Here is a 16,616-nt window from a genome sequence, read left to right on the forward strand (position 1 = left end):
TGCCGGTTAGTCGGCTCTATATACCAATGGTTTGTACTTTGGACAGGGCAACGGTGCCCTTGCCGGACAGGTTGAGCATCAGCTCGCCGCCGGTCTGGCTGATCGTCACGCTGGTGACGGTGGCCGGCAGGTACGTCGCCATGTCGGTCGAGGTACCATTGATCGATGCGTTGGCCTTGACGGTATAGGTACCGGTCTTGACCAGATTGCCGTCCTTGTCCTTGCCGTCCCAAGTGAAGCTCGCGGCGCCTGCGGCGCGACTGCCCAGATCGATGGTGCGAACCACCGCGCCGCTGCTGTCGGTAATGCTCACGGTGCCGCCGGCGATCGACGACGGAACGGTGACCGAACCGGTCATGCCTTTGCTCGGATCGTCGAGCTGAACCGAGTTGGTCTGCACGATCACATTGCGACCCACCAGCGACGAAGCCTGCAAGGCTTGCGAGGAGTTGTAGTTGCCGGCCAGCGAACTGACCGTGCTGTTCAGCGTGGTGATGCCTTCCAGGCTGCTGAACTGGGCCAACTGGGCAACGAATGCGCTGTTGTCCTGCGGATCGAGCGGGTTCTGGTTTTTCAGCTGGGTGACCAGCAATTGCAGGAACGCGTCCTTGCCCAGGGCCTGGCCGCCGGTGGCGCTGTTAGTGGCCGAAGCAATGCCACCGGCGGTCGAACTGGTCTTTTTCGACGAGTTCGACAGGATGTCATTCATGCTCAAGCTGCTGGTGGTATCGGAAACACTCATGGCCGTCGCCCCTTATTACTGACCGAGGGTCAGTACCTTCTGCATCATGGTTTTGGCGGTGTTCATCATTTCGGCGTTGGTCTGGAAGGACCGGCTCGCGGAAATCATGTCAGCCATTTCTTCCACCACGTTGACGTTCGGGTAGTAGACGTAGCCTTTGGCGTCGGCCGCCGGATGATTCGGCTCGTAGCGCGCTTCGAGGTTGCTCTGGTCTTCGACCACACCGAGCACCTGTACGCCTTGACCGGCCGCGTCCTGGCTCTGGAACAGCGAGTTGCTGCCACTGTTCTGGCCGCCCTGGAACATGGTGGCGAACACCGGGTGACGGGCGCGGTAGGTCTGGTCGATGCTCGAGGAGACGGTCTCGGCGTTGGCGATGTTCGACGCCACGGTGTTCAGACGCGTGGTCTGTGCGCTCATGCCGCTGCCGGCAATGTTGAAAACGCTGGACAGGGACATGGATTACTCTCCGCGCAGGGCTGACACCAGCCCTTTGAATTTGCTGTTGAGCAGGGTGAAGCTGGCCTGGAAGCCGACGGCGTTTTCCGCGTAGTTCGACTGTTCCAGTTGGGCGTCCACGGTGTTCTGGTCGATCGAAGGTTGCATCGGCGTGCGATACATCAGCGATTCGTCGCCGTTGCCCTGGCCTTCAGCTTCGATGTGACGGCTGTTGGTCATGTTCAGGGCGATGGTGCCGTTAGCGTTTTTCTGGGTCTGTGCTTCAAGCACTTTGGAGAACTCCAGATCCCGCGCCTTGTAGTTCGGGGTATCGGCGTTGGCGATGTTGTTGGCCAGCACTTCGGCACGCTGGGCGCGGAAGCCCAATGCCTTTTCGTGAATGCCGAGCGCTTTATCGAAGCTGATGCTCATGTCGGGAACCTTCAGGTGACCGGTTTTTCGTAACTGAGCTTTAGCAAGCGCCGTGCCAATCTACAAAACCCCCATAAACCGCGGCTTTGCGGGGAGTCGGCAATGCGGCAATGCCAGAAAAGCGGCAACCGGTTTCCGCCGGATGCCGCTTTTCTGCCGCTTCTTCCTGTTAACACCTCCCCCTGTAGGAGCTGCCGAAGGCTCGGGCCGCGATCGGACGATCTTTTGATCTTGTTCTTAAAAAATAAAATCAAAAGATCGCAGCCTTCGGCAGCTCCTACGTGAAGCATGCGGCAAAAAAAGGAGCCCCTGTGGGCTCCCTTTTATTTCCGCATGCTTCACTTCGCCTGGTAAATGATCCCCGGGCTGCACTGCACCATCTGGTAATGGTCCGGCAAACCGTTCAACGCTTCGGAAGCGCCAAGGAACAGATAACCGCCCGGCTTCAACGTGCTGTGAATGCGCAACAGGATGTCTTTCTTCACTTCGGCAGAGAAGTAGATCAACACGTTGCGGCAGAACACGATGTCGAACTTGCCTAGCGCGGCATAGCTGTCGAGCAGGTTGAACGAGCGAAACTCCACGCGGTTCTTGATCGGCGCCTTGATCACCCAGCGCCCCGGCCCTTTCGGGTCGAAGTAACGCTGCAGACGTTCCGGCGACAAACCGCGACCGATTGCCAGACTGTCGTACTCGCCGGTCTTGCAGTTGGTCAGCATAAGACCGGACAGGTCGGTGGCGACAATCTGCACGCCCATCTTCAACTGGCCAAGATTCGTGCGCTCGAACTCGTCGATCGACATCGACAGCGAGTACGGTTCCTGGCCCGACGAGCAGGCGGCCGACCAGATCCGCAGACGCTGGTTGGGGCTGGCCTTGATCGCTTCAGGCAGCACCTTGTTCTTCAAGACTTCAAACGGATAGGTGTCACGAAACCACAGGGTTTCGTTAGTCGTCATGGCATCGACCACCTGCTCGCGCAAACCGCTGCGCGGCTGGGTCTGGATGCGCTGAACCAGCTCACCCAGGGACTTGATGCCTTGCTGCTCCATCAGTTTGTTGAGACGGCTCGAGACCAGGTACTGCTTGTTTTCACCGAGCAAAATGCCACAGGCTTTTTCCAGGAAGACCCGGAACTGTTCGAAATCCAAATTACCCGTAGACAATGATGCCGCCTCTTAAATCGTGTTGACCGCCAAAGGCAAAGCGCCCTCAGCTGATATCTGCTGCTTTGATCCGGTCGACTACCCGGGATGCCAGGTCATCAGGGCGGAATTTGGCCAGGAAGTCATCAGCACCGACTTTCTTGACCATCGCCTGATTGAATACCCCGGACAACGAAGTATGCAGGATGATATGAAGCTTTTGCATGCGTGCGTCGCCGCGGATTTCCGCCGTCAGGGTGTACCCGTCCATCTCCGGCATCTCGATGTCGGAAATCATCATCAGGAACTCTTCTTCCGGCTTCTTGCCCTCATCGACCAGCTTGCGTAGATAATCCAGCGCCTGCTTGCCGTCGTTCAGCGCCACCACTTCGACACCGATCGTCTGCAGACAACGCGTGACCTGCTTGCGCGCTACCGATGAGTCATCGACCGTCAAGACACGCAAAGACAGTGCCTTGGTCTGGGTCTCGACATCGACCACGCCCACCGAAATCGCTTCCGGTGTCGGCGCAACTTCCGCCAGCACTTTCTCGACGTCGATGATTTCGACTAACTGATTGTCCACCCGAGTCACAGCGGTCAGGTAATGATCGCGACCCGTGCCCTTGGGCGGCGGATGAATCTCTTCCCAGTTCATGTTGACGATGCGCTCCACCGAGCGGACCAGGAAACCCTGGGTCTTGGTGTTGTACTCCGTGATGATCACGAACGGGTTGTTCTTGTCCTTCAACGCTCCGGAACCGGTGGCCATTGCCAGATCAAGGATCGGAATGGTCGCCCCCCGGATATTTGCCACCCCGCACACGACAGGACTGGACTTGGGCATCAACGTCAGCGACGGGCACTGCAACACTTCCCGCACCTTGAACACGTTGATTCCGTAGAGCTGCTGACCGTCAAGACGGAACAACAACAGCTCCAGGCGATTCTGCCCCACCAGTTGCGTGCGCTGGTTCACCGAATCCATTACACCAGCCATGCCCAGACTCCTACACCAACGCCAAGTGTTGTTGCGACGCACATTCATTGCTAAACGGCACGGCGCTTGCTTTTTAACTCGTATGAACGCTCAAACGACATTTTTCCGACACCTGACCTCCCGCGCTCGCAAAAGCCTTTGCGCGATGTCAGCCGTCTGCTGCTTTTTCGCTGGCAGCCCTGCCATTGCTGATGCGGTTACCTTGCCTGACATGCTTATCGGCGTCACTCAGGGCTTTCTTGAGTTCACCGTAGAAGACTATCTGGCTACCAGTCAAACGGAAGGTCGCTACGAAATCGAAGTAAACCAGCTCGACCCCCGTATGCGCATGCCTATGTGCGACAAGGAATTGACAGCGACTTTGGAGAGCCCGGCACGTCCGTTGGGCCGGGTCACGGTGAAGGTCCGCTGTGAAGGCGCCTCGCCCTGGACCGTGTTCGTGCCCGCTCAAGTCCGCCTGTTTCGCGAGATTGTGACGACCACGCGGCCACTGAAACGCGCAGGGATTATCGAGCCACAGGACGTGACCTTGCGAGAGCGCGACGTAAGCACGATCAACCAAGGCTTTCTGACTTCGGTAGACGAAGCGATCGGGCAGAAATTAACCCGACCAACGGTCGCCGATCAGGTGATTACCCTGGTTCATCTGGAACAGGCCGAAGTGGTTCGCAAGGGCGATCAAGTGGTCATCACCGCACGCAGCGGTACGCTGGCCGTGCGCATGCCCGGTGAAGCACTGGCCAATGGCGGTTTGAAAGAACAGATACGCGTGAAAAACCTCAATTCGCAACGGGTCATCAAGGCGCAAGTCACCGCGCCCGGCCAAGTGGAAGTGGCGATGTAGAAAACTGGCGCTGACCCCGGCTGTTCCCTAAACTGTGCCGCAGCAGGACACGCGCCGGCGCATGCAAGGCTCATTGTAAATGTGCCTAAAGTTTTCCAGAGGGTGGCCGAAAACATGGCAAGCGTCCAAATTCCCAGAGGTTTTTATCATGGTCATCGATTTCAGCCGTTTGAACAGCTCCTCGTCACTTACGGGCAGTACACGTACCAGCAACGCCAAGGAAACCGCCGAAACCGGTACCTCTGCGCCGCTGAATACCCAGGCCGAAACGGCCAGTACCGCAAAAAGCGGGGAATCGGTACACCTCAGCAATGAGGCTCAACAGTTGCAGAAGGTCACTGACAAGCTGCGCGATCAGCCTGCTGTCGACAAAGCCCGTGTGGCCGAGTTGAAAGCCGCGATTGCCGATGGCAGCTATAAAGTCGACAGCAACCGTGTAGCCAGCAAACTGCTCAACTTCGAAGCCCAGCGCTAGGCCTTTGCCTGCGCCAGGCTTTTGGACGCTTAAAACCCAAGGCCAGCCATGCACGACACTAATTTATTGCAACTGATCAACGACGACTTTGCTCCAGCTCAACAATTGCTGGAGTTGCTGCAAACCGAATCCCTCGCGTTGCACGGTCGCGACATGCCACTGCTCGAAGAAATTCTGGCGCACAAACAGGCATTGATCATTCTGCTTGAACAGCATGGCCGCAAACGCAGCGAAATCCTTGCCAGCCTCAACCTGCCAACCGATCGTTCAGGTCTTGAGCAACTGGCTGGCCAGTCGAGCATTGGCGATCAGTTGCTGAGCCAGGGCGATGCCCTGACCGATCTGATCGCTCAATGCCAGGCGGCCAACGTCAAAAATGGCCAGTCGATCCAGATCCAGCAGGCCGCCACGGCCAATCAGCTGAAGATCCTTACCGGTGGTGAAGCGCCAGCGCTTTATAACGCCAGCGGTACATTTGCCAAACCCGCCGTACCGCGTCCGCTCAGCCAGGCATGAGCCGTTGATGCGCCAGCTCTATCAACCCGCGGAACATGCTGGCAAAATGCTGGCTAGTCGTCATATTTTGTCTGGAGATTGATAAACCGTGTCCAACGCCCTCAGCGCGGATGATGCTCCGCAGCCCCCTAAGGTGCTTACCACGCCACTGGAAATCTCCAGCAACCTGCGCCAGCTGCAAGAAAGCCACGATCCGCTGATCATAACCTTCCATGAGCGCAGCCAGCGTTTTCAGAGCTACCTGATCAAGGTCGACCGCGACAGCGCTTCGATCGCTCTGGACGAAATGATCCCGCGCGATGGCGAACGCTTTCTGCTGGCCGGTGAGCCGTTCAAGGTCGAAGGTTTTCATGACGGTGTGCGCATTGCCTGGGAGTGCACCGGCACGCTGAATATCGAGGAATCCGAGGGTGATCGCTTCTACACCGGCGAGCTACCGACCGAAGTGGTTTACCACCAGCGCCGCAATGCTTTCCGCGCCGCGCTGAAACTGACTGATCTGGTCAGCGTTGAACTGGGCGGCGAAAAGCTCAAGGTGCCAATCAACGGCAAACTGCTGGATATCTCCGCGACCGGCTGCAAGCTGCGTTTCGAAGGCGATATCACTGATCGTCTGCAACTGGGCCAGGTCTATGACCGCCTGATCGCCCCGCCGCTGTTCGGCAACCAGCCAACCTCCGTCGAACTGCGTTATCTGCACTTCGAAGAAAAACTCAACATCACCTTCGCCGGCCTGCGCTTCCACAACATCAGTGGTCAGGCTGCACGCAACGTTGAGCGTTTCGTTTATCAGCTGCAACGTGAAGCACGCCGTTTCGACAAAGACGATATGTGATTTGCAGCGACAATAAAAAGGGCAGTCCCTGGCGGGGCTGCCCTTTTTTATGCGTGGTGTTTTTTGTTCAGCTCAAGGTCTGCCGCCACTGAGATCTGGCGCGGGCTTGTCGTTGCCACTATCCGTTTCAGTTTCTGCCGCAGGCTCTGGTTGTGTATCGGGTTCAGGCGCAGGTTCGGGAGTCGGCGGCGCTTGCACAGGGTCCTGCACCATCTGTTCCTGCACCACTTGCTCATCTACGCGAGGGTCGAGGGCGGCCACCAGCGGCGAGCTGGACATGCTGTCAGGCATGGCCACGTGATGCAGCGGCGCGTCGTCGACCTGATGCAGATTGGTCACGGCTTTCGGCCGGATCCGCCACACCAGCACCAGTGCGAAGAAACTGAAAAACGCATACAGGCTCTGACTGCCAAACAGCTTCATCAGCACACCCGCCAGCAATGGCCCGATGCTCGCGCCGACACCGTAAGTCACCAACAGCATCGCCGTCAGCGATACCCGCCGATCACCTTCGACATGGTCGTTGGAAAACGCCACCGCCAGCGGATACAGACAGAACTGCACCAGCGAACACAAGAAGCCAACGCCGAACAACACCTCCAGCGGCACCTGCGGCAGGATCGCCAGCGGCAACGCAGCCAGTGCGAGAAACCCGGCGAAGCAGCGAATCAACAGCGCCCGATCATAACGGTCGGACAACCAGCCCAGCGGCCACTGCACCAATAAGCCGGCAAAGATGCAGCTACCCATGAACAGACCGACCTGCTCGGTCGACAGCCCCTGCTGCGAGGCATACAGCGGCGCCAGACCATAGAACGAACCGATGATCAAACCGGCGCCGAGCACTGTACTCAACGACTGCGGCACACGCTTGATAAAGAACCGTGGCTCCATCGGCGCCGGATGCAAGGGTGCAGGGTGAATACGTCGGGTCAGGGTCACTGGCACCAGACACAACGCAAAGCACAGGGCGACCAGCATCAGCAGTTCCAGACCCAGCCCGGGGTGCATGACCAGAATCAATTGACCCAGCACCAGGCCAAGGTAAGACGCAATCATGTAACCGCTGAATACCAGACCTCGCTGATTGGCATCAGCCTGCTCGTTGAGCCAGCTTTCAATCACCATGTATTGGCACATCATGCCCAGACCGACAATGGTCCGCAGCACCAGCCACGCCGGCAGCCAATCGACCAGACCATGGCCAAGCACCGCCGCCCCGACGATCCCGGCACAGGCAGAATAAGCGCGGATATGCCCGACCCGGGCAATCAGTCGGTGACCGATCTTGCCGCCCAGCACCAGGCCGAAATAGTTGGCCGCCATCAACGCACCGACCCACAACCCGTCGACGTTGTCAGCGGCCAGGCGCAGGGCCAGATAGGTCGATAGCAGGCCCGAGCCGATCAACATCATCAGCGAGGCGAAATACAGCGCTCGAAAGGATTTCCAGATTTGGCGCATCGGCGTTCCGAGCGGCTCCTTGCAGTAAAGACCGGGCTACCAAAACGATAGCCCGATGGCGACGGTTCGTCAGGCCTGGGCTGCTAGAACACGCCGTTCCCAGGGAGTGATTTCATCAAAGAAGCTGGTCAACTCCATGGTCTTCGAAGCGATGTAGCCTTCGATGAACTCCTGTCCGAACAGTTCCCTGGCCAATTGACTACGTTTCAGACGTTCGAGGGCGGCGTGCAAAGTACATGGCAACGAAAGATTGTCCGGCACCTCGAACTCGCCCTGAATGGCTTCGCTCGGTTCCAGCTCATGCTCGATCCCATGCAAGCCGGCGGCCAGACTCGCGGCGATCGCCAGATACGGATTGGCATCGGCGCCCGGCAAACGGTTCTCGACCCGACGTGCGACCGGCGAACTCGCCGGAATGCGCAGCCCGGCCGCACGGTTGTCGTGGGACCAGCACGCGTTATTCGGTGATGCGTACGGATGGCACAGACGCTGATAGGAGTTCACATTGGGTGCAAACAGTGCGGTGAAATCAGCCATGCCTGCCTGCTGACCACCGATGAAGTGGCGGAACATCGCCGTCGGCTCACCCTGCTCGTCACTGAAGACATTCTTGCCGCTGTTGCTGTCAACGATGCTCTGGTGAATGTGCATCGAACTGCCCGGCGTGTGCGCCAGCGGCTTGGCCATGCACACCACGGTCAGGCCGTGCTTGAGCGCAACTTCCTTGAGCAGGTGTTTGAACAGAAAGGTCTGATCGGCCAGCAGCAGCGGATCACCGTGCAGCAGATTGATCTCGAACTGGCTGACGCCCATCTCGTGCATGAAGGTATCGCGCGGCAAACCGAGGGCCGCCATGCATTTATAGACTTCGTTGAAGAACGGCCGCAGACCATTATTGGAACTGACACTGAACGCCGACTGGCCATCCTCGCGACGACCATCAAGGCCCACCGGCGGACGGAACGCTTGGGTCGGATCAGTGTTCGGGGCGAAGACAAAGAATTCCAGCTCGGTCGCCACCACCGGCGCCAGGCCGCGCGCAGCGTAACGGGCAATGACTTTTTTCAACTGGCCACGGGTCGACAGATTGGAGCTTTCGCCAGTCAGTTCATCGGCATCGCAAATGGCCAGGGCTCGGGGGGCGTCGCTCCACGGCAGGCGATGGATCTGGGTCGGCTCGGCAATCAGTGCGAGATCGCCGTCATCGCTGCCATAAAACCGCGCTGCCGGGTAACCGCCCATAATGCATTGCAACAGCACGCCCCGCGCCAGTTGCAAACGCCGCCCTTCGAGGAAACCCTCGGCGGTCATCACTTTGCCCCGGGGTACGCCGTTCAAATCCGGCGTGACACATTCAATCTCATCAATGCCCGTCAATCGCTGCGCGAGTGAACGCTGGCCATCGGTTGTCATGACGCAATCCTTGTTATTGTGCGAGCCGCGAACGGCGACCCGTACAAAATAGGCTTCGGCTGTTCGGAATATCAAGCAGCGTCAAACAAAAAGGCGCGTCACGGCAGATAAAGGCTGAACACCCCGCCACCGAGTGGACCGCCGTTGCGGATTTCGGTGCGACCTTCAACACCGTTGCGCTGATGCAGCGCTGCGATGCGGTTGGCGAAATACAAACCGAGTCCGGTGCTGCCACTGCTGTGATTGATGCCTTGCACGTAATCAGCCTGACGCTCGAGCATCTCGGCCGGATAGCCGTCGCCGTCATCGTTGATGCTCAGCACCAGTTGTCCGGCCTCGTCACTGACGGTGATCAGCAGCGACTCGCGAGCATAACGAATGGCGTTGTTGATGCAGTTACCAAGCACCGAGGCAATCAACTCACGGTCGAAGAACCCCAGCGGACTCAACGGATCGACTTCATACGTGGCGATGATCCCGCGACTGGCAAACACCTCTTGATGCGCCGCCAGTTGCGCCTCGATAAAGTCATCGAGTTCGTGATACGCCGGTTGCAGCGGCAACTGATTGACGCCGAGCTTGTACAGCCCGAGCAACTGCACCAGCATGCCGTTGAGGTGGGCGAACTCGAAGTCGATCACGCCCTGCTCCGTGCCTTCGCGCAGTTCTTGCGGCAAGCGCCCCAGCCATTGGCTGTGAGCCTGCATCAGCATGGCCAGCGAGTTCTTCATGTCGTGGACAGTGGAGGCGATCACCGTAGAAAAATCCAGAGCCTGCTTGTCGTGGTTCATTCGCCAAACGCCTTGCTTTTCAGCTTCTGATAACGCGCAAAACGCGCGTCGGTGTCGGGCATCAGGCCAACCATTTTCAGGCAGGCCCGACATTCTTCCAGCTCCGCCGACGGCACACTGGTGTCGGTGCCGTGCAGCAGCGACTGGGCCATGTTGAGCGCGATACTGATGTTCTTCGGTTGCATCTTCAGCGCCTTGCGGAACACCTCGCGGGCCTCGACCAGGTTGCCGGTCTTGTACACCCGCACGCCCTGACGGTTGAGGTCGGCAGCGGCATTGCTGGAGCTGAGAATAGTCGGATCATCGGTCAGCTTGGCGATGTCTTTCATTACCGCCGGATCATCACCGTAGATCTCCGCGCAGCTCTTGAGCATCGACGTGCCCGCCTCGGCCTGACCGAGCATCTGCAACTGCTTGGCGACCAACAGCGCCGCTTCCGGACTCATGAACTGCTCCATGCCGTCGAGGCGCATCAGCGCTTGTTCGGTGAGCTTGTCAGCGGTTTCCGCATCGTTGAGCAACAGGCTGGTAGCTTTCATCAGACGCGCGCGAATCTGCAGGCCGGGGTCGGTCGGGTTCTCTTTGGCCACCGCACTGAGTGTGGTGTTGATCTCCAGCCGTGTACGCGTGTCGAGACCGCGTTCACTGCCCTTGCTGATCAGCGCGTGAGCCAGGCCGAGGTTGCTTTCCGGGTCCTTGAAGCGCGACTGCGCGCCCTGCGCCACCGCCTGCCGATAAGCACGCGAGGCGGTGTCAAAATCTTCGTTGGTCATGGCCAGTTTGCCCAGCAGCGCCTGTCGACGCACCGCCAGTGGCGAGAGACGAATAGCCTCTTCCAACACCTGCTGCGCGCCTTTGGTGTCGCCCTCGGAAACCAGCACGTCGGCCATGCCGTCATACAGCGCCGGCATCATCGGGAACACCTTCAGCGCCTTTTCATAGACACCTTTGGCTTGGGCAACTTGCCCACGCTTGAACAGCAACTTGCCCAATCCGGCAAATGCCCACGGCAACGGCCGATCAGCAATGATGCTGTCGTAAAGACGCTCCAGCGCTTCGTTCTGGTTCATGTCGCGCAGCGCATCAGCGCGGTAGCGCAGGCACAGCGGCGAATAGCGGATGTCCTGCTTGCACAGGGCGATGCAAGCGTTGAGCACCTCGACCGGTTTGCCACGGTCGAGGGCTTGCAGAATCGGTTTGAGCAACGTCTTGCGCTGCTCCAGACGCTCCAGGCGCTGGGCCAGACCGGAACGGTTGAACGGCTTGGTCAGGTACGCATCCGGCTCGTGCTCCAGAGCGCTAAGCACCATCGCCTGACTGGTCTCGGCGGTGACCATGACAAACACCGCTTCATGGCTGATTAGCTTTTCCAGCATCAGGTCTTCGAGTACCTGCTGGCCGTTCTTCTTGCCGTCGCCAAGATGGAAATCCTGCAGGATGAAATCGTAGGATTTCTGTGCGCACATCTTCAGCGCCTGCTCACCGGTGTCGGCCGTGTCGACGTCCTTGACCCCAAGCTCACGCAGCATCGAACGCACGGAACTGCGGAAATCCGAGAAATCATCGACGATCAGAAAACTCTTTTGGTGATACGACAGCATCGAAGATTTCCAGGCAATTGAAGTAAGGGCAATTTCAGGCGCGCAGATGATAGCTGGCGGCCAAATGCCATCAAGCGATTTCGCGCGACTTTTAAGTCACCGAATGGGTTATCGGCCAGAAGTGCTGTTCCCTGAAGCCGGCGCTTCAAGATTCCTCGCCTAGCGATTACCCTGCGCGCTGGTTCAACTTTCCACTACAAGGTTTACATCGTGTACATCAAAGGACGCTGCATCACGTCTGTCTGTGCGCTGCTATTTATACAGCAGGCAATGGCGGCTGGAATGGATTGCACAAAAGCGGCGAATGCCGTCGAAAACACTGTTTGCGCGAACAAGTCGCTGTATGAACTGGATGCGCAGATGGGCGTGGTTTATCGGGATTTATTCAAAGCCTCTGCTCCTGCACAAGCTGAACTCAAGCGCACGCAACGGCTGTGGCTGAAAATCCGCAATGCATGCGCCGAAGATATTTCGTGCCTGAGCCAGCACTATCAAGAGCGCCTGCAAGCGCTGCACGCGCAGTGGCAGGCAACGGTTGCCTATCAACCGGATGACCTCGATAAACAGGCGCTGGACGATCTGCAAAAGCGCATTCAAGCCGCCAGTAAAGATGATCCAGAGTTTGCGCTGGATCGGGCACTCGCCGCGCTCGCCGTCAAAACAACTGCCGGCGGTTTTGACGGTGAAGCAAGTGAAGAGGATTCGTCGATAACGCACTTTCCGACATCGCAGCCCAAAGGCGTTAGCGCCAATGAATGGCGAGCGCTCACCGCTTCCCTGATCACTGACGCGGCCGAAACCGGCCTGAGTTCCTACACCTTGCGGGATCTGGATGGCGACGGGCAACGCGATCTGATTGTAAATACTTACGCCGGGGGTACCGGCCTGTTTACCTACGTGGAAACCTGGCGGCGCGACGGTGAACGGTTCGTCAAACGTTCTGTTGAGCCCGAAAGTTCGCTGTTCTACACCAATGATCGCGGCGCCAATCAGTCAGTGGACTGGATAAGCCTGCGCGGCAAGACTTACGCGGCTTATCGAAACAGTGAGTACGGCGTTGACCGGGTCTACTTGCTCAACCCGCTGAAAATCAACGTCCAGGTGCCTACGGTGACGATCCGCTATCGCTATGACCTCGACGTACCCATTCTTCAACACAAAGATGACGGCAACAGCACGTTTGAACTCGAACCCGATCTGCACCGAGCGCTCAATCTGGCAGTCGCGAAAGTAAATGAAACCGCTGCTATCCCTTCAAAAGAACCGCTCTGCACAGCATTGAAAAAGTCGCCGACCTGCCGGTCTTCATTGGCAATGATTGTTACATCAGCGCTTTGATCGACTGGTTCGGCAGTTACAGCGAAAAGAATGGTTTGTTCGCGCAACTGGCCTTGCGTAAACCGGACAGCGATGACGGCAGCCGCACATACGAAGTATACGGTCGCCGACACATAACCGAAGTCAGCACTTCAATGGGTAAAGTTGAGCTGAACGAAGGTTAACTGTGCATCCTGTCTAATGTTCACAATCAATGATGTAGTCGCGGCTCGCCGTGGCAATTCGTCGGCTGACGGTAATGCAAAAAGCCCTGTCGCAATTTCCATTGCGACAGGGCTTTAAATTTGAAACTGATCGCGTTCCCAAGCTTTCATCCTTGAAACACTTTCCTGCGGGCAAAACAAAACCCCAACTGCTTTCGCAATTGGGGTTTCGGAATTTAATCTTGACGATGACCTACTCTCACATGGGGAAACCCCACACTACCATCGGCGATGCATCGTTTCACTGCTGAGTTCGGGATGGGATCAGGTGGTTCCAACGCTCTATGGTCGTCAAGAAATTCGGGTACCGAGTCGTGGCCTTGTGGCCTCGCTTCAGCAAATTGGGTATGTGACAGCTTTCGGTGTTTGTGCTGCTTTTTTAAGTGCAGTCGAACTTTCGGTTCGTTTCGTCTTCACACACCGCAACTTGGCCTTTCGACGCAAATTGCTTGGGTGTTATATGGTCAAGCCTCACGGGCAATTAGTATTGGTTAGCTCAACGCCTCACAGCGCTTACACACCCAACCTATCAACGTCGTAGTCTTCGACGGCCCTTCAGGGAACTCAAGGCTCCAGTGAGATCTCATCTTGAGGCAAGTTTCCCGCTTAGATGCTTTCAGCGGTTATCTTTCCCGAACATAGCTACCCGGCAATGCCACTGGCGTGACAACCGGAACACCAGAGGTTCGTCCACTCCGGTCCTCTCGTACTAGGAGCAGCCCCTCTCAAATCTCAAACGTCCACGGCAGATAGGGACCGAACTGTCTCACGACGTTCTAAACCCAGCTCGCGTACCACTTTAAATGGCGAACAGCCATACCCTTGGGACCGGCTTCAGCCCCAGGATGTGATGAGCCGACATCGAGGTGCCAAACACCGCCGTCGATATGAACTCTTGGGCGGTATCAGCCTGTTATCCCCGGAGTACCTTTTATCCGTTGAGCGATGGCCCTTCCATACAGAACCACCGGATCACTAAGACCTACTTTCGTACCTGCTCGACGTGTCTGTCTCGCAGTCAAGCGCGCTTTTGCCTTTATACTCTACGACCGATTTCCGACCGGTCTGAGCGCACCTTCGTACTCCTCCGTTACTCTTTAGGAGGAGACCGCCCCAGTCAAACTACCCACCATACACTGTCCTCGATCCGGATAACGGACCTGAGTTAGAACCTCAAAGTTGCCAGGGTGGTATTTCAAGGATGGCTCCACGCGAACTGGCGTCCACGCTTCAAAGCCTCCCACCTATCCTACACAAGCAAATTCAAAGTCCAGTGCAAAGCTATAGTAAAGGTTCACGGGGTCTTTCCGTCTAGCCGCGGATACACTGCATCTTCACAGCGATTTCAATTTCACTGAGTCTCGGGTGGAGACAGCGCCGCCATCGTTACGCCATTCGTGCAGGTCGGAACTTACCCGACAAGGAATTTCGCTACCTTAGGACCGTTATAGTTACGGCCGCCGTTTACCGGGGCTTCGATCAAGAGCTTCGCGTTAGCTAACCCCATCAATTAACCTTCCGGCACCGGGCAGGCGTCACACCCTATACGTCCACTTTCGTGTTTGCAGAGTGCTGTGTTTTTAATAAACAGTCGCAGCGGCCTGGTATCTTCGACCGGCATGAGCTTACGGAGCAAGTCCTTCACCCTCACCGGCGCACCTTCTCCCGAAGTTACGGTGCCATTTTGCCTAGTTCCTTCACCCGAGTTCTCTCAAGCGCCTTGGTATTCTCTACCCAACCACCTGTGTCGGTTTGGGGTACGGTTCCTGGTTACCTGAAGCTTAGAAGCTTTTCTTGGAAGCATGGCATCAACCACTTCGTGTTCTAAAAGAACACTCGTCATCAGCTCTCGGCCTTAAGATCCCGGATTTACCTAAGATCTCAGCCTACCACCTTAAACTTGGACAACCAACGCCAAGCTGGCCTAGCCTTCTCCGTCCCTCCATCGCAATAACCAGAAGTACAGGAATATTAACCTGTTTTCCATCGACTACGCTTTTCAGCCTCGCCTTAGGGACCGACTAACCCTGCGTCGATTAACGTTGCGCAGGAAACCTTGGTCTTTCGGCGTGGGTGTTTTTCACACCCATTGTCGTTACTCATGTCAGCATTCGCACTTCTGATACCTCCAGCAAGCTTCTCAACTCACCTTCACAGGCTTACAGAACGCTCCTCTACCGCATCACCCGAAGGTGATACCCGTAGCTTCGGTGTATGGTTTGAGCCCCGTTACATCTTCCGCGCAGGCCGACTCGACTAGTGAGCTATTACGCTTTCTTTAAAGGGTGGCTGCTTCTAAGCCAACCTCCTAGCTGTCTAAGCCTTCCCACATCGTTTCCCACTTAACCATAACTTTGGGACCTTAGCTGACGGTCTGGGTTGTTTCCCTTTTCACGACGGACGTTAGCACCCGCCGTGTGTCTCCCATGCTCGGCACTTGTAGGTATTCGGAGTTTGCATCGGTTTGGTAAGTCGGGATGACCCCCTAGCCGAAACAGTGCTCTACCCCCTACAGTGATACATGAGGCGCTACCTAAATAGCTTTCGAGGAGAACCAGCTATCTCCGAGCTTGATTAGCCTTTCACTCCGATCCACAGGTCATCCGCTAACTTTTCAACGGTAGTCGGTTCGGTCCTCCAGTTAGTGTTACCCAACCTTCAACCTGCCCATGGATAGATCGCCCGGTTTCGGGTCTATTCCCAGCGACTAGACGCCCTATTAAGACTCGCTTTCGCTACGCCTCCCCTATTCGGTTAAGCTCGCCACTGAAAATAAGTCGCTGACCCATTATACAAAAGGTACGCAGTCACAGAACAAAGTCTGCTCCCACTGCTTGTACGCATACGGTTTCAGGATCTATTTCACTCCCCTCTCCGGGGTTCTTTTCGCCTTTCCCTCACGGTACTAGTTCACTATCGGTCAGTCAGTAGTATTTAGCCTTGGAGGATGGTCCCCCCATATTCAGACAAAGTTTCTCGTGCTCCGTCCTACTCGATTTCATGACTAAGAGATTTTCGCGTACAGGGCTATCACCCACTATGGCCGCACTTTCCAGAGCGTTCCGCTAATCTCAAAGCCACTTAAGGGCTAGTCCCCGTTCGCTCGCCACTACTAAGGGAATCTCGGTTGATTTCTTTTCCTCAGGGTACTTAGATGTTTCAGTTCCCCTGGTTCGCCTCTTGCACCTATGTATTCAGTACAAGATAACCATCTTATGATGGCTGGGTTCCCCCATTCAGACATCTCCGGATCAAAGTCTGTTTGCCGACTCCCCGAAGCTTTTCGCAGGCTACCACGTCTTTCATCGCCTCTGACTGCCAAGGCATCCACCGTATGCGCTTCTTCACTTGACCATATAACCCCAAGCAATCTGGTTAT

At 56.7% G+C, this 16,616-nt stretch carries 14 protein-coding genes and 2 rRNA genes; 5 read left to right on the top strand and 11 right to left on the bottom strand.

Annotated elements, in window-relative coordinates; genetic code table 11:
• Positions 1-16 precede the first annotated feature (16 nt).
• The 5 genes from flgD to CCX46_RS22845 form a co-directional block, all read right to left on the bottom strand.
• A complete protein-coding gene (gene flgD / locus CCX46_RS22825; RefSeq protein WP_127929416.1) occupies positions 17-742 on the bottom strand; it encodes a flagellar hook assembly protein FlgD in 726 nt (241 codons plus the stop codon).
• A gap of 15 nt (positions 743-757) precedes the next feature.
• A complete protein-coding gene (gene flgC / locus CCX46_RS22830) occupies positions 758-1,201 on the bottom strand; it encodes a flagellar basal body rod protein FlgC (RefSeq protein WP_003227217.1) in 444 nt (147 codons plus the stop codon).
• A 3-nt stretch (positions 1,202-1,204) separates the two neighbouring features.
• A complete protein-coding gene (gene flgB / locus CCX46_RS22835) occupies positions 1,205-1,612 on the bottom strand; it encodes a flagellar basal body rod protein FlgB (RefSeq protein ID WP_127929417.1) in 408 nt (135 codons plus the stop codon).
• 338 nt (positions 1,613-1,950) lie between these two features.
• Complete coding sequence (gene cheR, locus CCX46_RS22840; RefSeq protein WP_016983976.1) at positions 1,951-2,778, bottom strand: protein-glutamate O-methyltransferase CheR; 828 nt, start codon at positions 2,776-2,778, stop codon at positions 1,951-1,953.
• A 46-nt stretch (positions 2,779-2,824) separates the two neighbouring features.
• Positions 2,825-3,757 (bottom strand): chemotaxis protein CheV, encoded by a 933-nt coding sequence (locus tag CCX46_RS22845; protein WP_007917585.1) that lies wholly within the window; start codon positions 3,755-3,757, stop codon positions 2,825-2,827.
• Positions 3,758-3,839: 82 nt separating this feature from the next.
• Here CCX46_RS22845 and flgA point away from each other — a divergent pair, with 82 nt between their 5' ends.
• The 4 genes from flgA (at position 3,840) to CCX46_RS22865 (ending at position 6,427) form a co-directional block, all read left to right on the top strand.
• Positions 3,840-4,601 (top strand): flagellar basal body P-ring formation chaperone FlgA, encoded by a 762-nt coding sequence (flgA, locus tag CCX46_RS22850; protein WP_081265242.1) that lies wholly within the window; start codon positions 3,840-3,842, stop codon positions 4,599-4,601.
• A 148-nt stretch (positions 4,602-4,749) separates the two neighbouring features.
• The gene (gene flgM, locus CCX46_RS22855) at positions 4,750-5,076 is read left to right on the top strand and encodes a flagellar biosynthesis anti-sigma factor FlgM (protein WP_123376398.1); all 327 of its coding nucleotides are present in this window, start codon (positions 4,750-4,752) and stop codon (positions 5,074-5,076) included.
• A gap of 48 nt (positions 5,077-5,124) precedes the next feature.
• A complete protein-coding gene (locus CCX46_RS22860) occupies positions 5,125-5,592 on the top strand; it encodes a flagella synthesis protein FlgN (RefSeq protein ID WP_127929418.1) in 468 nt (155 codons plus the stop codon).
• 88 nt (positions 5,593-5,680) lie between these two features.
• Complete coding sequence (locus CCX46_RS22865) at positions 5,681-6,427, top strand: flagellar brake protein (protein WP_127929419.1); 747 nt, start codon at positions 5,681-5,683, stop codon at positions 6,425-6,427.
• 72 nt (positions 6,428-6,499) lie between these two features.
• On the opposite strand, the gene CCX46_RS22870 is transcribed toward CCX46_RS22865, so the two are convergent.
• The 4 genes from CCX46_RS22870 to CCX46_RS22885 form a co-directional block, all read right to left on the bottom strand.
• Positions 6,500-7,891 (bottom strand): MFS transporter, encoded by a 1,392-nt coding sequence (locus CCX46_RS22870; RefSeq protein ID WP_127929420.1) that lies wholly within the window; start codon positions 7,889-7,891, stop codon positions 6,500-6,502.
• 69 nt (positions 7,892-7,960) lie between these two features.
• The gene (locus tag CCX46_RS22875; RefSeq protein ID WP_177413915.1) at positions 7,961-9,202 is read right to left on the bottom strand and encodes a glutamine synthetase family protein; all 1,242 of its coding nucleotides are present in this window, start codon (positions 9,200-9,202) and stop codon (positions 7,961-7,963) included.
• A gap of 200 nt (positions 9,203-9,402) precedes the next feature.
• A complete protein-coding gene (locus CCX46_RS22880; RefSeq protein WP_127929422.1) occupies positions 9,403-10,095 on the bottom strand; it encodes a sensor histidine kinase in 693 nt (230 codons plus the stop codon).
• Complete coding sequence (locus CCX46_RS22885) at positions 10,092-11,696, bottom strand: tetratricopeptide repeat-containing response regulator (RefSeq protein WP_122604918.1); 1,605 nt, start codon at positions 11,694-11,696, stop codon at positions 10,092-10,094. Before CCX46_RS22885 ends, CCX46_RS22880 begins: the two co-directional genes overlap by 4 nt.
• A gap of 210 nt (positions 11,697-11,906) precedes the next feature.
• Here CCX46_RS22885 and CCX46_RS22890 point away from each other — a divergent pair, with 210 nt between their 5' ends.
• The gene (locus CCX46_RS22890) at positions 11,907-13,034 is read left to right on the top strand and encodes a lysozyme inhibitor LprI family protein (protein WP_238704354.1); all 1,128 of its coding nucleotides are present in this window, start codon (positions 11,907-11,909) and stop codon (positions 13,032-13,034) included.
• A 383-nt stretch (positions 13,035-13,417) separates the two neighbouring features.
• Here the strand turns inward: CCX46_RS22890 and rrf are convergent.
• A 5S ribosomal RNA gene (gene rrf, locus CCX46_RS22895) occupies positions 13,418-13,533 on the bottom strand.
• Positions 13,534-13,697: 164 nt separating this feature from the next.
• Positions 13,698-16,591 (bottom strand): 23S ribosomal RNA (locus tag CCX46_RS22900).
• Positions 16,592-16,616 lie beyond the last annotated feature (25 nt).

This window comes from Pseudomonas sp. RU47 (genome assembly GCF_004011755.1).
In the GTDB taxonomy this organism is placed as follows: domain Bacteria; phylum Pseudomonadota; class Gammaproteobacteria; order Pseudomonadales; family Pseudomonadaceae; genus Aquipseudomonas.

Bases quoted from the DNA above. Each gene is read 5' to 3' on its own strand.
- flgD (WP_127929416.1), bottom strand. From the start codon at position 742: ATGAGTGTTTCCGATACCACCAGCAGCTTGAGCATGAATGACATCCTG.
- flgC (WP_003227217.1), bottom strand. From the start codon at position 1,201: ATGTCCCTGTCCAGCGTTTTCAACATTGCCGGCAGCGGCATGAGCGCA.
- flgB (WP_127929417.1), bottom strand. From the start codon at position 1,612: ATGAGCATCAGCTTCGATAAAGCGCTCGGCATTCACGAAAAGGCATTG.
- CCX46_RS22845 (WP_007917585.1), bottom strand. From the start codon at position 3,757: ATGGCTGGTGTAATGGATTCGGTGAACCAGCGCACGCAACTGGTGGGG.
- flgA (WP_081265242.1), top strand. From the start codon at position 3,840: ATGAACGCTCAAACGACATTTTTCCGACACCTGACCTCCCGCGCTCGC.
- flgM (WP_123376398.1), top strand. From the start codon at position 4,750: ATGGTCATCGATTTCAGCCGTTTGAACAGCTCCTCGTCACTTACGGGC.
- CCX46_RS22860 (WP_127929418.1), top strand. From the start codon at position 5,125: ATGCACGACACTAATTTATTGCAACTGATCAACGACGACTTTGCTCCA.
- CCX46_RS22870 (WP_127929420.1), bottom strand. From the start codon at position 7,891: ATGCGCCAAATCTGGAAATCCTTTCGAGCGCTGTATTTCGCCTCGCTG.
- CCX46_RS22875 (WP_177413915.1), bottom strand. From the start codon at position 9,202: ATGACCGCCGAGGGTTTCCTCGAAGGGCGGCGTTTGCAACTGGCGCGG.
- CCX46_RS22880 (WP_127929422.1), bottom strand. From the start codon at position 10,095: ATGAACCACGACAAGCAGGCTCTGGATTTTTCTACGGTGATCGCCTCC.
- CCX46_RS22885 (WP_122604918.1), bottom strand. From the start codon at position 11,696: ATGCTGTCGTATCACCAAAAGAGTTTTCTGATCGTCGATGATTTCTCG.